General features: G+C 67.5%; 16 protein-coding genes, 1 tRNA gene and 1 other RNA gene. 8 read left to right on the top strand and 10 right to left on the bottom strand.

The window, feature by feature from the left end:
• Positions 1-48 precede the first annotated feature (48 nt).
• Positions 49-612: an NADPH-dependent FMN reductase gene (locus QC765_RS09175; RefSeq protein ID WP_278314139.1), complete on the bottom strand. Its 564-nt coding sequence runs from the start codon at positions 610-612 to the stop codon at positions 49-51.
• Between the two features lie 148 nt (positions 613-760).
• Here QC765_RS09175 and QC765_RS09170 point away from each other — a divergent pair, with 148 nt between their 5' ends.
• The 3 genes from QC765_RS09170 to nadE are packed head-to-tail and all read left to right on the top strand — an operon-like array spanning position 761 to position 2,780.
• On the top strand, positions 761-1,423 hold the full coding sequence (locus QC765_RS09170) for a TetR/AcrR family transcriptional regulator (RefSeq protein WP_278314138.1): 663 nt from the start codon (positions 761-763) through the stop codon (positions 1,421-1,423).
• A gap of 31 nt (positions 1,424-1,454) precedes the next feature.
• Complete coding sequence (locus QC765_RS09165; protein ID WP_278314137.1) at positions 1,455-1,931, top strand: MarR family winged helix-turn-helix transcriptional regulator; 477 nt, start codon at positions 1,455-1,457, stop codon at positions 1,929-1,931.
• A 9-nt stretch (positions 1,932-1,940) separates the two neighbouring features.
• Positions 1,941-2,780 (top strand): NAD(+) synthase, encoded by an 840-nt coding sequence (nadE, locus tag QC765_RS09160; RefSeq protein ID WP_278314136.1) that lies wholly within the window; start codon positions 1,941-1,943, stop codon positions 2,778-2,780.
• 20 nt (positions 2,781-2,800) lie between these two features.
• Here nadE and QC765_RS09155 read toward each other — a convergent pair whose 3' ends face one another.
• A complete protein-coding gene (locus tag QC765_RS09155; RefSeq protein WP_278314135.1) occupies positions 2,801-3,568 on the bottom strand; it encodes an alpha/beta fold hydrolase in 768 nt (255 codons plus the stop codon).
• Between the two features lie 77 nt (positions 3,569-3,645).
• Here QC765_RS09155 and QC765_RS09150 point away from each other — a divergent pair, with 77 nt between their 5' ends.
• Complete coding sequence (locus QC765_RS09150; RefSeq protein WP_278314134.1) at positions 3,646-4,686, top strand: NaeI family type II restriction endonuclease; 1,041 nt, start codon at positions 3,646-3,648, stop codon at positions 4,684-4,686.
• On the opposite strand, the gene QC765_RS09145 is transcribed toward QC765_RS09150, so the two are convergent.
• Entirely contained in the window at positions 4,683-5,687 is a 1,005-nt protein-coding gene (locus QC765_RS09145; protein WP_278314133.1) for a DNA cytosine methyltransferase, read from the bottom strand. The two genes, QC765_RS09150 and QC765_RS09145, sit on opposite strands and share 4 nt — an antisense overlap.
• Before the next feature lie 230 nt (positions 5,688-5,917).
• On the opposite strand from QC765_RS09145, the gene QC765_RS09140 reads away from it, so the two are divergent.
• From QC765_RS09140 to QC765_RS09130, 3 genes are all read left to right on the top strand, one after another.
• Positions 5,918-7,339: a threonine/serine exporter family protein gene (locus QC765_RS09140; RefSeq protein WP_278314132.1), complete on the top strand. Its 1,422-nt coding sequence runs from the start codon at positions 5,918-5,920 to the stop codon at positions 7,337-7,339.
• A 39-nt stretch (positions 7,340-7,378) separates the two neighbouring features.
• Entirely contained in the window at positions 7,379-8,308 is a 930-nt protein-coding gene (locus tag QC765_RS09135) for an alpha/beta fold hydrolase (protein WP_278314131.1), read from the top strand.
• Between the two features lie 111 nt (positions 8,309-8,419).
• The gene (locus tag QC765_RS09130) at positions 8,420-8,770 is read left to right on the top strand and encodes a hypothetical protein (protein WP_278314130.1); all 351 of its coding nucleotides are present in this window, start codon (positions 8,420-8,422) and stop codon (positions 8,768-8,770) included.
• A 229-nt stretch (positions 8,771-8,999) separates the two neighbouring features.
• Here QC765_RS09130 and QC765_RS09125 read toward each other — a convergent pair whose 3' ends face one another.
• On the bottom strand, positions 9,000-9,542 hold the full coding sequence (locus tag QC765_RS09125; protein WP_278314129.1) for a hypothetical protein: 543 nt from the start codon (positions 9,540-9,542) through the stop codon (positions 9,000-9,002).
• 239 nt (positions 9,543-9,781) lie between these two features.
• Here QC765_RS09125 and QC765_RS09120 point away from each other — a divergent pair, with 239 nt between their 5' ends.
• Positions 9,782-10,636, top strand: coding sequence for an alpha/beta fold hydrolase (locus tag QC765_RS09120; RefSeq protein WP_278314128.1), 855 nt, complete (start codon positions 9,782-9,784; stop codon positions 10,634-10,636).
• Here QC765_RS09120 and QC765_RS09115 read toward each other — a convergent pair.
• The 6 genes from QC765_RS09115 to smpB all read right to left on the bottom strand — a co-directional run bounded on the left by QC765_RS09115 (position 10,597) and on the right by smpB (position 16,373).
• Positions 10,597-12,594: a tetratricopeptide repeat protein gene (locus QC765_RS09115; RefSeq protein WP_278314127.1), complete on the bottom strand. Its 1,998-nt coding sequence runs from the start codon at positions 12,592-12,594 to the stop codon at positions 10,597-10,599. The genes QC765_RS09120 and QC765_RS09115 overlap by 40 nt on opposite strands.
• A 173-nt stretch (positions 12,595-12,767) precedes the next feature.
• Positions 12,768-12,840 (bottom strand) — tRNA-Ala (locus tag QC765_RS09110).
• Positions 12,841-12,978: 138 nt separating this feature from the next.
• Positions 12,979-13,737 carry a DsbA family protein gene (locus QC765_RS09105; protein WP_278314126.1) on the bottom strand — a complete coding sequence of 253 codons (759 nt, stop codon included), beginning with the start codon at positions 13,735-13,737 and terminating at the stop codon, positions 12,979-12,981.
• Between the two features lie 280 nt (positions 13,738-14,017).
• A complete protein-coding gene (locus QC765_RS09100; RefSeq protein ID WP_278314125.1) occupies positions 14,018-15,223 on the bottom strand; it encodes a NupC/NupG family nucleoside CNT transporter in 1,206 nt (401 codons plus the stop codon).
• Between the two features lie 219 nt (positions 15,224-15,442).
• Positions 15,443-15,810: a transfer-messenger RNA gene (ssrA, locus tag QC765_RS09095) on the bottom strand.
• 86 nt (positions 15,811-15,896) lie between these two features.
• Positions 15,897-16,373, bottom strand: coding sequence for an SsrA-binding protein SmpB (smpB, locus tag QC765_RS09090; protein WP_278314124.1), 477 nt, complete (start codon positions 16,371-16,373; stop codon positions 15,897-15,899).
• Between the last annotated feature and the right edge of the window lie 86 nt (positions 16,374-16,459).

Raw genomic sequence — 16,459 nt, 5'->3', positions numbered from 1 at the left:
CGCTTAGCGATGTCGGCTGACACTATATCGGCCACGGAAGGGTCCCGGCTATGCCGCAACCGCTACCGCGTTCGCGAGCTCCGCGACGACCTCGCGGATCTGGTCCACGAGCTCGGCGTCGTCCGCAGGTCCGTTATCGGCGAAGCGCTGGTAGGCACCGCCGATGGAGAGGGTGAGGTTCTCGACCACTCGGGCGCCCGCCACTCCGGCCGACCTGCGGGCATCGTCGTGAGCCCACTTCCCGCCGTACTGTCCTGCCGAGATTCCCGCCACGGCGACGGGCTTGTCCTTGATGGCTCCCTCGCCGAACGGGCGGGAGGCCCAGTCAATGGCATTCTTCAGTACTGCGGGCAAGGTGCCATTGTACTCGGGGGTAACGAGAAGTACTGCATCGGCGGCTCCCACCGTCTCCCGGAAGGCTGCTGCAGCTGCGGGGATGGTGGCGGGGCTGTCAAGGTCCTCGGAGTAGAAGGGCACGGAAGCGAGCCCGTCAACGATAGTGACGTTGACGGCGCCCGGGGCGTTCTCCGCGGCGAGGCGGGCGAGCTGGTGGTTCAGCGAGTCGGCGCGGACGCTGCCGACGAGGACGGCGATGGTGGTCGATGCGGTCATGGCTTCCTCCGGGGTACTGGGAGTGGTGGCTGCTGGCGGGATCGCGGGGATCCTTTGACCGCTTCAACCGGACCGCAGTCCGATTACTTCCGCAACGAGCCAAGGTGTGCTGCGAATCACATCGCCTCGGCCCCGATACGATGACGGCGTGGATGCCCTCCCCCTCTTGCCCGCTCCCCGGCCCCCCGCGGGCCAGGGAGCTGATGCCGAGCGCTCCGACGCCGCTCGCAACCGGCAGCGCATACTCGACAGCGCCCGCGCGCTCCTCGCCGAGGGTGGCGCCGACAGCCTCACCATGGACTGCCTCGCCCAGGCCGCGGGCGTCGGAAAGGGCACCATCTTCCGCCGCTTCGGCACCCGCGCCGGACTGTTGCAGGCACTGCTCGACACCGAGGAGCAAGCACTCCAGCACGGCTTCCTCCTCGGCCCTCCTCCGCTAGGCCCGGGCGCGCCGCCCGAGCAGCGTCTCGCGGCCTTCGGCACCGCGCGGATCGAGTTCCTGCGCCAGCACGGCGAGCTGCAGCGCGCCGCCGACCGCGACCCGGCCAACCTGTTCGGGGCCCCGCCGCGCCACGTCGATCACACCCATCTTGCCTACTTGCTGAGGGAGCTCGGGGGCGTGCCGGAGCCGGAGGCTCTAGCTACCGCGCTGCTCGCTGTCATCAGCGCACCCGTTGTGCTGCACCAGGTTCAGGTCCAGCATCTGACGTTCGAGCAGGTCATCGAGGCCTGGGCATTCCTGGTCCATCAGCTTTGCCAAACCGCCGATTCGTCATGTGACACCGCCAACATCTCGTTGCCGAGGCAATAAAATTCGCCCTTTCCTGGCCTAGCATCGAGGCATGGCTGACAACCGCGAGCTCCTCCACGACCCCCGCATCACCCTGATGGGCATGTTCGCGGAGACCTACAACGCCCTCACCGACCACACCGCTACGCAGCTCGCCAGCCACCAGCTCGCCCCCGCTGAGTTCGAAGCACTCCTGCGGCTCAGTCGCAACCAGGACCATCGCCTGCGCATGTCCGATCTCGCGGCGCAAGCGGGCCTTACCAATAGTGGCGCCACCCGCCTTGTCGACCGCCTCGAGGGCCGGGGCCTCGTCGCTCGCGAGACCAATCCCGACGACCGCCGTGGCACCACCGCCGCCCTCACCGCGGACGGGCTCGCGCACTTGCTTGGCACGCTCCCCGGGCACCTCGCCATCGTCGAGAAGCACTTCCTCGACGGCATCCCCGCCGAGCAGCGCGACGCGTTCTTCACCACCCTTCGTGCCCTGCGCGACCACCTGCGCCCTGAAGCCGAGCGCGGCGCGCACTAAAGTGGTCCCATGAGCGATCTGCGGCAGCACATCCAGGACGAGCTCGACGTCGCCCCCGCCATCGACCCCGCCACCGAGATCGAGCGGCGCGTCGCCTTCCTCAAGGACTACGCGCTCAGCACCGGAACGCGCGGCTTCGTGCTCGGCATCAGTGGCGGCCAGGACAGCGCTCTCGCCGGCAAGCTCTGCCAGCTCGCCGCGGAGCAACTGCGCGCGGACGGCCATGACGCCCGCTTCGTCGCGGTCCGGCTCCCCTATGGAGCCCAATCCGATGAGCAGGACGCGCAGACAGCGCTCGCTTTCATCGCCCCGGACGAGTCGATCACCGTCAACATCAAGCCCGCCGCCGACGCTGCCAGTGCCGAATGCTCCACCGCCATCGCCAGCGTTCCCGGGGGTTCCGACGGGATCAGTGACTTCGTCCGCGGCAACATCAAGGCACGCGAGCGCATGATCGCCCAGTACGCCATCGCCGGGCAGCTCAGGATGCTCGTCGTCGGCACCGATCACGCCGCAGAGGCCGTCACTGGGTTCTTCACCAAGCACGGAGACGGCGGCGTTGACCTCACGCCCCTGACCGGCCTGACCAAGCGCCAGGGGAGGCAACTGCTCCAGCACCTCGGCTCCCCCGACAGCATCTGGAAAAAGATCCCCACCGCCGACCTCGAGGATGGCAGGCCCGCGCTGCCCGACGAGGCAGCCCTCGGGATGACCTACGACGAGATCGACGACTACCTCGAGGGCAAGGAAACCTCGGAGCAGGTCACCGAGCGCATCGAGGGCATCTTCCTCGCCACCCGGCACAAGCGGACGGTGCCCGTCACGCCAGCCGACACCTGGTGGCGCTGACCCCCGCTCAGGATTCGCTGTCACGCATCGCGCAGGAAATCCAGCGCCCGTTGCGCGCACTCCACGGCCCGGGCCATCGGGATGTCATGCCCGGCACCGGCCATGATGTGCAGCTCGCTAGCCGGGAGAGACCGGGCGATCAACGCGGTGTGCCCGGCTCGGATGACGTCATGCTCCCCCGCCATCACCAGCACGGGAACCTCCGCATGGCGCAGCCGCACCGGATCGATCCGCGGATGGTCGGTCATCAGCGCGAGCTTGCGAACCGACCGGCGCACGCACGGAAGCCTCCGGGAGACCACGCCGAGCAGCATCTTCTGCGCCACCATCGAGGCACGCGCCCAGGGATGCAGGCCGGCGGGATCGAGGTTCGCGCCGACCACGACGGCGGAACGGACACGCTGGGGATGGTCAAGGAGCATCTGCAGGATGGTGTTGCCACCATCGCTGTAGCCGAATAGCCGGGCTGATCGCACGCCCTCCGCATCGAGGACGGCGCACGTGTCCCTCGCTAGCAGCGGGAAGTCCCACGGAACCGAGCCTGCTGTGGAGCGCCCGTGCCCACGGGAGTCGATGGCGATCACCCGGAACTCGCGGGCGAACGCAGCGATCTGCGCAGCGAGAGTGGCATGGTCCTCGCCATTGCCGTGCAGCACCACCAAGGGCTCGGCGGCAGCGTCACCGCGCACCACGTAGTGGATCCGCGCTCCGTCAGTGTGGACGTACATGCTTTCGGCAGCGCCGTCCGGGTGGGCGGGCTCGCGCGCGGCGAGCGGGGAGAGCTTCATCGGGGCGGTGCTCCTTTCGCGGCCTCCAGTATTGCTGGCGGTTTCGTCCGCGTCGCGGTGTTGCCTACAGTGTCGGTGTGAACGACGGATTGTGGCCACTCCCCTCGTCCGAGCCGGTGCCAGTTCCCGCTGAAGACGGCCTGGCACTGTTCGCGGAGGCCGACCTTGTCCCGGTCGGGCGCGGGCCCGCGGTTGTCCTGCCGGATGACGAGGCGCTGCGCGTGGTGGTCGGGGCGCTGCGGGGGGCGGATCCGGGCGGCGAGAGGCTCGCTGCGGTATTCCGCTCCACGTTCGACCAGTTGTACGACGGGCAGCATACGGGCCGCTACCGCTGGGACCAGTTGTACAAGACGGAGAAGACGCATTTTGGCACGTTGATCGAGATCAATCTGCGCCGGGAGTTCCGCGACGTCCTCGAGGATGGGGCGCTGCTCGACTATCGGATCCACGGGCTGGATGTGGATTGCAAGTTCTCGCAGCGCATGGGCGGGTGGATGCTGCCGCCGGAATCGCTGGGGCAGCTCGTGCTGGTGTGCACGGCCAGCGACGAGGACGGGACGTGGAGCCTGGGGGTGGCGCGGGCGACGCCGGGCTTGTGCCGCACCAGCGTCAACCGTGATGGCAAGACGACCTTCACCCCGGCCGGGGTGGCCTCGGTGGTGTGGCTGTTCCGCGATGCGGAACTGCCCCCGAATGTGTTGCTGCGGGTGGATCGGCAGATCGTGGACCGGATCTTCGCGGCCCGGACGGGGCAGCGCCGGGTCAACGAGTTGTTCCGCCTCGTCACGGGACGACGCATCGGCAGGAACACCGTGGCGACCGTGGCGGAGCAGGACGATTACATGAAAAGGGTGCGCGCCAACGGTGGCGCGCGCTCGACCTTGCAGGCCGAGGGCATCGTCATCGCTGGCGGCGACTACCAGGCGCACCGCCAGCTGGCCGCCGACCTCGGGGCAGTAGTGCCGAGCCCCGGCGAGTTCGTGAGCTTTGCCCTCGTTCCCGCAGCGCCTGGGGAACTGCCCTCAGTGGTGCTCGAGGGGCAGCAGTGGCGGCTCGCTCGGCCCGGGGAGCACCCGTCGGTGCCAGCGCCCGCGCTGCCCCATTCGCGCGCGACCTAGCCGACCGCGCGCAAGTGCCTCGGCACCGTCGTGGCGGCACGGCGGGCACGCGTCGCCGGCTTCGCGGCGAGCATGCGCTTGATGGATCCACCAATGGAAGCAGCGACCGGCGGCGGGAAGGCGTTGCCGATCTGCCGGTAGGCTGCGGTCTTGCGTCCAGAGAACTGCCAATCGGGCGGAAAGCCCTGTAGCGCGGCCACCATCTCAAGGGTAAGCCGCGGAACATGGTCGGGCGGGGTGTCCTCGTCGGGCACCGAGTCTGCAATGCCCCGACCGTCCACGCCGAGCGCCAGCCAGGAGGCACGTGCCCGTGTTGGCCCGAGGTCAGGGCCGCCGTGCTTGCGGGATCCCCCGACGATGGTGGGCCCGATCCCCTTCGCTTGCTTCGCCCATTGCTGCGCGCCGGGCCAGCCCTTGCTCGCCATGATCGGGTACAACGCCTCCCCCACCGTGGGAGGCGTGCCCTTGGCCCCGGGCCATTCGAAACGCTTCATGTAGCGGCGCTTCGCGGCCACGAGGATGAACCTGGGACGCAATTGCGCCACCCCGAACTCCGAGGAGTTCAGGACCTGCCAGTCCGCGTCATAGCCCAGGGAATCGAGCTTCTCCAGGATGGACTGCCGATACGGCGCGAATCGTGCTGTGGAGAGCCCCCGCACGTTCTCCAGCATCACCGCGGCCGGGCGGGCCTGCGCGACCAGGCGCAGCGCCTCCGGGAACAGGTCACGCTCATCGTCCGCGCCGAGCTGCTGGCCCGCGATGGAGAAAGGCGGGCAGGGAACTCCGCCCGCCAGCAAGTCGATGCCGCGATACTCCCGCCCCTTGATCTCGCGCACATCGCCCTCATGCACGGTCCAGCCCGGCCGGTTCATCCGCAGCGTGGCGCAGGGCGCCGATTCGAGCTCCACCGCGAGCTCATGCGCGAACCCTGCCTGCTCCAGGCCCAGTGACTGGCCCCCTGCTCCCGCGCAGATCTCCAAGCAGGTCAACTGCTCAGCCACCGTGGCACCTCCACCGCTCGTCCCATGCTTGCTCCTCCCCGGCCGAACCGGGGACTGATCGGAGTGCACAGTACGTTACCGGTCCGACATCTTTAGTCCGAGCCGTTGCCGGGGCATGTCCGGCAGCGGCCCGCCGAAGATTCGTTTAGCTTCTGGGCCGGGTTCCAGACATGATGGAACGTGCACATCACAAGACGCGATCACCCGCGTGGAAGGGGACCTCCACCGCAATGAGCTGGATGCGGAAGCTGGGCCGCGGCGCCGGTGGCACTAACGCCACCATCGACACCGCGGCGACCCCGGCCATCCTCCCCCTGCAGCCCATCGACCTCACCGATGACGCTGCCGTTACTGAAGCGCTCGACCTCGCGGTCCGGGTTGGCTCCGTGCTGCTCGACTCGGGCACGGGCGCCATCGACACGCAATGGCAGACGCAGTTCGTGGCGTCGACGTACGGCCTCGAGCAATGCGAGGTGGACGTCACCTACAACTCGATCATCATCACCGCGCACCGTGGCCCCACGCTGCCACCTGCCACCACCATGCGCGTGGTGCACCATCGCTCGCTCGACTTCACCCGGCTCGCTGCCGTCGATCACCTCATCCGGCAGATGCGCAACCGGCTGCTCACGCCCGCGCAGGCGCACCGCATCCTCGATACGATCGTCTCCGCGCCCCACCCCTATCCGCGCTGGGTCGCGACCGCGGCCTGGGCAGGAATGGCCGCATCGGTCGCCGTCCTGCTCGGCGCGGGCCCCATCGTTGCCTTCGCGTCATTCCTCACGACCATCGCGATCTATCGGACGAACCTCGTTCTCAATAGGCTGGGGCTGCCGCTGTTCTACCAGCAGGTCGTCGGCGGCATGATCGCTACGGTCCCGGCGCCGGTCATGTATTCCCTCCAGGACATACTGGGCATCACGGTGTATCCCTCGCAGATCGTCGCCACCGGGATCGTGGTGCTCCTCTCGGGGCTCTCTCTCGTCGGCTCGGTGCAGGACGCCATTACCGGGGCCCCCATCACCGCGTCCGCCCGCTTGCTCGAGGTCGTCATGATGACCGGCGGCATCATCACCGGTGTTGCCCTGACATTGCAGCTCACCCAGCAGATCGGGATCGAGCTGCCCATGATCGACACCACCTTCATGCAAGGCTTCATCCGGCTCCCGGTCCAGGTGACCGCCGCTGCCGCTGCCGCGCTCTTCTTCGCGCTCGCCAGCTACGCCGAGCTCCGCGCGCTCACCGCGGCAGCCTTCGGCGGTGGCGCCGGGATGCTGACATTCCTGCTGGCGCTCAGCGCCTCGGCCGGCAACGTCGCTGCCGGTGGAACCGCCGCCATCCTCGTCGGCTTCGCCGGTGGCCTGATGGCCCGGCGCGCGCTCACGCCCCCGCTCGTCGTCGCCGTCGCCGGCATCACCCCGCTGCTACCCGGACTGTCGGTCTATCGTGGCCTGTACAACCTGATCGCCGACGATCGGGTGGCGGGCCTGACCAACCTCGGCAATGCCTTCGCCATCGGCGTGGCGCTCGCGGCGGGCGTGGTGCTCGGCGAATGGGGAGCACGGACTCTGCGCCGCCCCACCATCACGCTGCGGCCGGCGACGGTCGCGACCCGCTTCCTGCCCAAGCCCTGGCAACGCCCCACCCCCTAGGCGCGCACCCTGGCGCGCATCGACGAGCGGAGATCCCAGTTGACCACCACACCAGCCACCCGCAGCACCGTTCGCAACGGCGCCATCGAGCTCGCTGTCTTCGAGGAAGGCAATCCCAGCGGCGAGACCCTCGTGCTGGTCCACGGCTGGCCCGATACCCACGAGCTGTGGCACCACGTCGTTCCGCTGCTCGCCGACACCTTCCGCATCGTCAGCTACGACACCCGCGGCGCGGGCGCATCGACCGTTCCCTCACAGCGTGCCGACTACCGGCTGCCCCTGCTCGCCGAGGACTTCTACCACGTCATCGACGCCGTCAGCCCCACTGAGAAAGTGCATGTGCTCGCCCACGACTGGGGCGGCGTCGAGGTCTGGGAAGCAGCCTCATCGCCGCGCGCGGCCGACCGCATTGCCAGCTTCACCGTCACCTCCGGGCCGAACCTCGACATCCTCGGCTCCTGGGCGCACGAGAACTTCACCCGGCCCACGCCCCGCAACCTCTCCGGACCGCTCAAGCAGCTCGCTGCCTCCTTCTACACCGGGCTGTTCCAGCTCCCGAAGCTGCCAGAACTCGTCCTCCGGCGCGGATTCTCCCAGCGGTGGCCCGGCTTCCTCGGCAAGTTCGACGGCGTCGACCCGGCCCAGGTGCACACCGCCGTCACCCTCGCGGACGACATGGCCAACGGTGTCAACCGCTACCGCGCCAACCTCGCACCGAAGCTCAGCAAGCCCCAGCCCCGCACCATCGGCATCCCCGTGCAGGTCATCATCAACCAGCACGACAAGGCAGTCCTCCGCGGCCACTACGACCACTACGCCCGATTCGTGCCGAACCTCACCAGCACCCCGCTCGACTGCGGCCATTGGGCGCCGTTCTCCCACTCCGCCGAGCTCGCCACCGCGACCCGCGACTTCATCGCCCAGCACCCCGTGCGCTCCGGCAGCACGCCGCCAGCCAGCGAACACTAGGCGGGCCAGAAGGATTCGTTGAACTCCTCCGGACGAAGCGCACCAATCCGGCACCACTCCGATAGTGATCGTGGCACGCTGGAAGTATTGCCGTCCGCAGAGAGGTAGACAATGACCGCAATCCTGGGCAGAACCAAGCCCGACACCAGCAATGAAGAATCCACCTCGCTCACCGACCGGGTGAAGCAGGCAGGATCCGTGGCCGCCAGCCCCCCCGTGCAGCTTTCGCTGATCGCCGCGCGCAAGCTCCGCAAGTCCGGCAAGGGCGAGGTGGACCCCGCGCCCAAGGCGAGCAAGCCGCGCCGGTCCCGCAAGGTCCGCGCCGCGCAGATCCTCATCGGCACCGCTGGCGCGCTCGGCCTGGCCGGGCTCGCTGCCTACATGGCCAAGCATTGGGACGAGCTCTCCGAGGGCGGGCCCGAGATGCCCAACATCTCCCTCGGCTACGACTCCCAGACCTAGCCTTTGGCAGGCGAAGTGGCCCCCATCCTCGAGGTGGGGGCCACTCGCTTTTCCCGGGGAGGTCTTGCGCGAGCGTGGGCGCGGAGACCTCGTGGCCCGCCGGCCCGAGTCCCGCAGCCTCGGAAGTGTGCGGTTTTGCACCCTATTGCGATTGCGGGAGGGTGCAAAACCGCACACAACCGCGACTGGATGAGGGCGCGGTTCGCGGCCAGCCAACCACCAACCGCTGCTATAGCTCGGCCGCGTCGATCATCGGCCCGAGGTCCACATCGCGCGCCGCGGCGATATGAGGCTTCTGGATCTCCTGCCGGATGTACCGCGCCACGAAGCGCTGCACCTCCGACTCCATGCCCGAGACGAGCTGGAGCACGCTGGAAGCCACGCCCTCGGCGCGCAGTGCAACGGTCACATCCGATCGCGATGGCGGATCGATCTCGACAACTACCCGCAAAGGCGATGCGGCATGAGCGGTCAATCGCAGGTCAGCCCGCACATCCGCGCGGAAGCGATGCACTGTTCCGGTCAGGCGAACCACGAACCGCAGGTCCACGGGGATGCTCAGCACGAAGCGCAGCGGCTCGGTATCCGAGACCCGCTCCACCTCCGGGTCCCGCACCACACCGTGCGCCGTGACCTTCGCGATCCGCCCGGGGCCCGCTCCAATGGGCCCGAACTCGATCGGGGCGCCCGTGAGGCTCGACACCGCCTCGAGGATCCGCTCGCGCGAGATCGCGCGGTGGAAGAACGCCAGCGCGAACTCCTCGTATGACACATACCCAGGACCCTGCGCACCACTTTGTGCGCCCGCTTCACCAGCCATTCTTCAAACCTAGCGCGAACGCCGGGCCCGCTGCCCTGGAATGCCGACGAACATGCGCGCCTCATGGATCACACCAGCTACGCGCCAGCGAGCTGGATCACTGCCGAGCCAAAGCCCGCCGACGTTACCCCCGTAACACTGGGTGTTACGCCTTCATCAGTGAGGAGCAATTCCACTACTGAGGAGGAATCATGCGCATCGCTGAGGTCAATGGGGTCGAGCTCGAGTACGAGGTTTCAGGGGTACTGGAGGGCGAGCCGCTGTTGTTCATCAGCCCGGTGCTCGCCGACGGGTTCAGGCCCTTGCTGGACGTTCCCCCGCTCTTGTCGCGCTACGCGATGATCCACTATCACCGCCGGGGCTGGGCTGGAAGCACTCACACGGGAGAACCCGTCACGATTGCCGAGCATGCCGACGACGCCCGCGCATTGCTGGCACAGCTTGGTATCCCTGCCGCCCACGTCGCGGGCCATTCCAGCGGGGCCGCCGTGGCCGTTGAGCTCGCGCTTCGCGCGCCCGATCAGGTTCGCACGGTGACACTGCTGGAGCTGTCGCTCCTGTCACTGCCCGGTGGGCAGGAGTTCCTGCAGGGAGCGGGACCGGTCCTCGAGAGCTACACCCGAGGCGATCCCGCTGGAGCGTTCGCGGCGTTCATGAGCACCGTCAGCGGCCTGGACTGGGCCGCATGCCATGCGCTCCTGGCCAAACGCATCCCCGGCGCCGTCGAGCAATCGGTGCAGGACGCGGATACCTTCTTTGGAATCGAGCTACCGTCGCTGGCCGAATGGTCACTGAGCGCCGAGCGCGCCGCACAGCTGTCGCAACCGGTTCTCTCCATCCTCGGCAGTGACACGCTTCCGCTGTGGGTCGAGGTCGCCGGGTTCTTGCGCGAGAACGTGCGCGACGTTCGGGAAGCACGCATTTCCGGCGCAGGGCACCTGCTACAGATCCAAGAGCCGGAGCAGGTCGCCAACGTTATGTCCAGGTTCCTCGCCGAGCATCCGATTCAGTCGAGGGAACGGATGCTCCACTCCACCACGAGCTGAGGGTCCGGGCAGTAGGAGCAGTATGTGCCTGTGCGGATCGCGTGGTCGAGATGCGCACCGAGCGCTTGATGATGGTCGGCCATGTGGGCGATCGCCGATCTGATGGACCGCGTGACACGGACACGGGCACGCTCGGACAGGGAACCCGATCGGCGTTGGCGGCCGCCGATTCCGAAAGCGCGCGATAGTTCACGAACCAGGAATTCGCGCTCGGCTTCCGCTTGTGCTTGACGCTGCGGATCCCCGGTCATGCTCGCTTCATCGATGTCGTCGTCGATCTCAGCGAGGCGGCGCCGGTAGGCGGTACGTGCTTGGTCATCGAGGGTATTTCCAGCATCCCCGATCTCCTCGGAGTTGCTGAGATCGAGGACGTGGAACTCCCTGCCCGGTTCGCCCAGGAGCCGAGCCAGGTAATCGAGCCCGCGGAGAGCCTTGACCCTTATTGTTCTTTCCTCGAAGGTGACCGACCAGTACTCGCCTTCCCGCGCGAGCGAGGCCTGGACCGATGGCTTGCCCCGCCCGCTGGGTGGGCTCTCGAAGGCTCGCTGCTCATAAAGCTTGCGGGAAGTGTCGAGATCGCGCTGGCTCGGCACCAGGTTCCCGGCCGCGCGATGTGTGTCGGCGAGTCCCCGGTACGCCAGCGAAGCCTCATAGGGAGCGCCGATGTCCTGCCAGCTGTCGGCGGCCTCGGCGAAGCGGGCCAGCGCGCCTGCCAGGTCGCGATCAGCTAGCCGTACCTGGGCGTCCGCGTAGGCGGCGGTCGCGGCCAGAGCCTTGCCCCGGAACGTGCTGCTGATCATGCCGAGCTCGTCGGCGGCGGCCCTAGCGGCGGCGCTCGAGCCTTTCGCGACCTCGACCTGAACCTCGACCTCGAGCAAGGGAACGCGTTCGAGAGCACTGTGCGGTGGTCGCTCCTTCGAAGGGACGCGGCGCGGATGCGCGAGGCCATCCTGGATGGTCGCCGATGCTGCGGTCACAGCGCCCCGGGCAAGCTGGACGAGCGCGAGCCCGGACGCGGCGTCCCAGCCGACGCTGTCTGCCTCGGCGAACGCGTCCTGAGCACCAGCGAGGTCGCCAAGGCGCAGGCGGATGTGGCCAAGCTCCACCAGTGGCCAGCCAAGTTCTCGCCGCAATACCGGTCTCAGCTCCTGGCAGGCAGCGAGAACCTCCGCTTCGGCCTGCTCGTACTCGCCCCGCAGCCGCAGGATCTCGGCACGATGCACGCGGCACCGCCCGTGCAGGCTGCCCGTCGCGCTTGCCGCGCACCAGCGTTCCATCGCCGCTGTCCACTGCTCGGCGAGATCGTACTGAGCCAACCCCTGCAGCACACACACCAGCTCGCAGTACACGACACCCGTTGCGAGGGGATCAAGGTCCCCGCTGAGCACGGCAACACCGACCTCGTCGAGCAACTCGAGCCCGCTGTCTACCTCGCCGGTCAGGATCATCACGCGACTCTGGACGACTCGCCCGATAGCTGCCGCAGCCATGTCGGACTCGTCCCCAATCGCCACCGCTCGATCCGCCGCCCCGCGCGCCGCGCGGACATCGCCCGACATCAGCCGCTCGTAGGAGCGAACGACCGCGCACCAGGCGTGCGCTGCCGAATCAGGGACCGTGTCCAGGAGTTGCTCCGACTTGCGCAGCCACGCGCGCACCGGGGCCATCATGGCTGCGTCGAAGAGCAGGTGCATGGCGACCCGCGCAGCCGCTCCACCGGCACCAACCGTGTCCCCCGCCGCGCTACACAGCCGATAGATGCGCTCCCACACGGCAATCGTCGTGTCGAGCTGCCCCGCCGCCTGCGCGACTTCAGCGAAAAGCACCAGATCGGGCGGCTCAAGGCAACCGGCCTCGTCCGCGATGGAGAAGAGGTCGAACGCGCGCGACCAGTCTCGGCCGGAGGCTGCGATGCGTGCCTCGGCAAGCGCGCCCCTCGCATCCGTGGTCGCTGGCATCCGAACGCCTCCCCGGTCGCCGAGGCTAGGTGAACATCAATTGTAGGCGGCCGCGGATGGCAAGCGCGTCTTGATAGAACCACAGGTGGCATGGGGGGCACCTGCACGGCTCCTCGCACGAAGCAAGCCACCTCACCGAAACGATGAAGTGGCTTGAGTATGAGGTTGTGAAGTGGAGCTAAGGGGACTCGAACCCCTGACCCCCACACTGCCAGTGTGGTGCGCTACCAGCTGCGCCATAGCCCCGTGCGGTCTGTCATGTGCAGTTCCGCTGCCTGATCGAAGTTACACCACGGCCGGTTTGTTCGCCAAATCGCTGCGGGTGGCGCGTTGGAGCCCGGGCGACTAGTCCTGGGCGGTCGAACGAAGGCCACCGCCCCTCGCCTACTCCGCGGGCCCGGCGACGAGGTTGTTGAGCCAGTGGCGGTTGACGAAGTCGATGGTGGCGCCATTGTGAACGACGGTGGGGGTGCCTTCGCCTCCTGCGGCGATCATGGCCTGGCGGTTGGTCTCGGCGTTCTCGCGGATGGTGTCGAGGTACTCGCCGCTGGTGATGCATCCGGTGGTGGCCGGGTCGGCCCCGTTGTCGAGGGCAAGCTGGGCGAGCTCGGCGTCGGTGCGGGTGCTGCCGTTGGTGGGGCGATTGTCGTAGAGGGCGGAGTGGTAGGCGCTGTAGGTGGTGGCGCTGCTGTTCGCGGCGACGCAGGTGGCGGCTGCGGCGGCGCGGGTGGAGTAGGTGCCGTCGCTCGAGACCGTGTCGAGGAAGGTGAGGAGCCGATACTCGACTGCGACGTTGCCGTCGTCGACGTGGCGCGCGATGTGGTCGCCATAGAGATGGTCGAAGTCGCGGCATCCGGGGCACATGTAGTCCTCGAACAACTCAAGCTGCACCGGCGCGCTGGCATCGCCGAGCCGCACGCTGCCGTCCTCGGTGATGGCTACCGCGGCGTCGCGAACGGGCCCGTAGCCTTCGTCGACGGGCGTGCTGGTGCGCTGCTGCCACAGGATCATGCCCACGACTCCGGCGGCGGCGAGGACGATCGCGAAGATCGCGAGCACGTAGGTGGTGCGATTGGAGGGCTTCTCGGGGGTGTAGCTCGCGGTGCGGGGTGATCGGTTCTGGCGTGATCGTCGGGAGCTCACGAGGGTCCTTTCGCGGTGATGGCGCGGCGCGTCGACGCTACAGTGCCCGAGTTTCGTACTGATTGGCAACCTGGCCTAGGCGGGGCTGCGGCGGGCTATCACATGGCGGCGGGCCCGCGGATGCAGTGGCTGGTTTGCGGTGACAGCCCCGCGCGCAATCTGCTGGCTAATGTCGCGCGACACGCCGCTACACACCCCTCCGGATGGTGACACTAGCTAGCAGATTCGCGGATTGGCGCCCGCGGATCGGCGCCCGCGGATCGGCGCCCGCGGATCGGACCTAGACGAGGAGTCCGACGATGGTCGCGCTGATGAAGCTGACGAGAGTGGCACCGTAGACGAGCCGGAGTCCGAACCTGGCGATGGTGTCGCCCTGGGCGCTGGCGAGGCTCTTGACCGAACCGGCGATGATGCCGATGGATGCGAAGTTCGCGAAGGAAACGAGGAAGACGGCGACGATGGCGTAGGCGCGATCGCTCAGCTCGTAGTCGCCCGCGGCGATCTGCGTCATGGCAACGAACTCGTTGGTGACGAGCTTGGTGGCCATGAGGCTGCCAGCGTCCACGGCCTCGTTGAGCGGCACTCCGGCGAGCACGGCGAGGGGCGAGAAGGCGTAGCCGAGCACTTCCTGGAAGGTGACGCCGAATACGCCGGTGAAGGCGCCATTGACGAGCGCGATGAGGGCCACGAACCCGATGAGCATGGCGGCGACGGTGACGGCGACGCGGAACCCGTCCCAGATGTATTCGGTGAGCATCTCGAAGAAGGTGCGGCGCTCCACATCGGGCCAGACGGCTACGTCCTCTTCCGGGGGCAGGTCGTAGGGGTTGATGAGGGAGACGACGATGAAGATGCCGAAGAAGTTGAGGGCGATGGCGGTGACCACGTATTGCGGGTCGAGCAGCACCATGTAGGAGCCCATGATGGAGGCGGAGACGGTGGACATGGCCGCCGCAGCAAGGGTGTAGAGGCGTCGTTCATCGAGGTGGGTGATCTGGTGCTTGAGGGAGAGGAACACTTCGGACTGGCCGAGGACCACCGATGCGGAGGTGCCGTAGGACTCGAGCTTGCCGAGGCCGTTGACCTTGCCGACCGCGAGGCCGAGGTAGCGGATGAATACTGGCAGGATGCGGGACCATTCGAGGACGCCGATGATCGCGGAGATGAACACGATCGGCATGAGCACGACCATGAAGAACGATGGCGTGAGGCCATTGGTGGCGTCGGGGTCGCCGGCGAGGCCACCAAAGACAAAGCTGGTGCCTTCGAAGGCGTAGCCGAGGAGCGCAGAGAAGGCGGTGGAGATGCCATCGATGACGGCCTGGCCGACGTTGGTGCGGATCAGGAACAGGCCGAGCACCACTTGGATAGCGAGCATGATGCCGACGTACTTGAGCCGCGTGAGAGCGAGCCGACGGTCATAGCTGGCAGCCCAGGCAAGCGCGAGGAACACGATGAGCCCGATGATGCCGATGACGTAGTGCACGGTCCTGCCCCTTCCGTGGTGCCCGCTCCCCCGCCGGCAGCCGTTGCGCGGCGAATGATTCACCTTCGCCCGCGGTGGGTGGTGCCGCAACCGGAAGGGGAAGAAATGTGACGAGAACGGACCCTTGCCGGAACGCGGAGGCCAGGCGCGAGCAGGAGGCGCGCCTTGGCCGGAACAGGAAGAAGGCCAGAGGCTTGGTGCCTCTGGCCTTCTTCGTACCTGTGGAGCTGCCGGGAATTGAACCCGGGTCCTGTGCCATTTTGCTGGGGCTTCTCCGTGCGCAGTCCGCTATGCCTCTACTCGGATCTCACAATCTCGCGGACAAGTCGTGATGACGATCCCAGTCACTGTTTGATGTCCCCTACAACCCCGTGACCGGGCTGTAAGGTTTGTCCCTCTTGCGACGCCAGGGTCCGGGCCGAGGGCGCTCCCGGTCTGACGGACTTGCTATCGCTTAGGCAGCGAGAGCGAAGTCGCGCTGAGTGTTCTCGGCGCTTATAGGTTTGCAGCGACGCTTACGGTGGTCTCCTGCCTGCACCGGCACGCTTCCCCCAGCGCTACGTACACAGTCGAAACCGATCAGCCCCGTAGTCCCTGGGATCAGGTTCCCCTAGTGTAACGACAAGCCGGGACAGTGTCATCCACGTTGTCCCGCAAGGGTGAGCCGGAACACCTATCCGCGCATGCCCTTGATGCGTCGTCCCAGCTCACGGGTGGCTTCCCGCTCCGCGGTGCGGCGCGCCATATCCTGTCGCTTGTCATGCAACTGCTTGCCCCGCGCCAGCGCGAGCTCTACTTTCACGCGTCCGTCGACGAAATACATCGACAACGGAACCAGTGTCAGGTTGCCCTCGCGGGTCTTGCCCACCAGGTGCTCGATCTCCCGCTTGTGCAGCAGCAGCTTGCGGGTGCGGCGCGGCTCGTGATTGGTCCAGGTGCCACGGTTGTACTCGGGGATGTGCAGCCCGCGCAGCCACACCTCGCCGTGATCAACGGTGGCGAACGCGTCCACGAGTGACGCCTTGCCCTCGCGGAGAGCCTTCACCTCGGTGCCCATGAGGGCCACACCAGCCTCATAGACGTCGAGGATGGAGTAGTTGTGGCGGGCCTTCTTGTTGGTCGCGATGACCTTGCGGCCCTTCTCCTTCACCTCATGGTCCCTTCATGATCGTTCTCGCGCATGCCTGCCCCGCGATCGGGCCTGGCGCTGCCTAGCCCTTCAACGATACGGGTCCG

The sequence above is a fragment of the Hoyosella levis genome, assembly GCF_026008515.1.
Taxonomy (GTDB): Bacteria; Actinomycetota; Actinomycetes; order Mycobacteriales; family Mycobacteriaceae; genus Lolliginicoccus; species Lolliginicoccus levis.
Note: the sequence above shows the minus strand (reverse complement) of the source record. Positions and strands in the feature narration are given on the sequence as shown.

Excerpts from the sequence above, each read along its gene's own strand:
- QC765_RS09175 (WP_278314139.1), bottom strand. The coding sequence starts at position 612 with ATGACCGCATCGACCACCATCGCCGTCCTCGTCGGCAGCGTCCGCGCC.
- QC765_RS09165 (WP_278314137.1), top strand. The coding sequence starts at position 1,455 with ATGGCTGACAACCGCGAGCTCCTCCACGACCCCCGCATCACCCTGATG.
- QC765_RS09155 (WP_278314135.1), bottom strand. The coding sequence starts at position 3,568 with ATGAAGCTCTCCCCGCTCGCCGCGCGCGAGCCCGCCCACCCGGACGGC.
- QC765_RS09130 (WP_278314130.1), top strand. The coding sequence starts at position 8,420 with ATGACCGCAATCCTGGGCAGAACCAAGCCCGACACCAGCAATGAAGAA.
- nadE (WP_278314136.1), top strand. The coding sequence starts at position 1,941 with ATGAGCGATCTGCGGCAGCACATCCAGGACGAGCTCGACGTCGCCCCC.
- QC765_RS09120 (WP_278314128.1), top strand. The coding sequence starts at position 9,782 with ATGCGCATCGCTGAGGTCAATGGGGTCGAGCTCGAGTACGAGGTTTCA.
- QC765_RS09140 (WP_278314132.1), top strand. The coding sequence starts at position 5,918 with ATGAGCTGGATGCGGAAGCTGGGCCGCGGCGCCGGTGGCACTAACGCC.
- QC765_RS09115 (WP_278314127.1), bottom strand. The coding sequence starts at position 12,594 with ATGCCAGCGACCACGGATGCGAGGGGCGCGCTTGCCGAGGCACGCATC.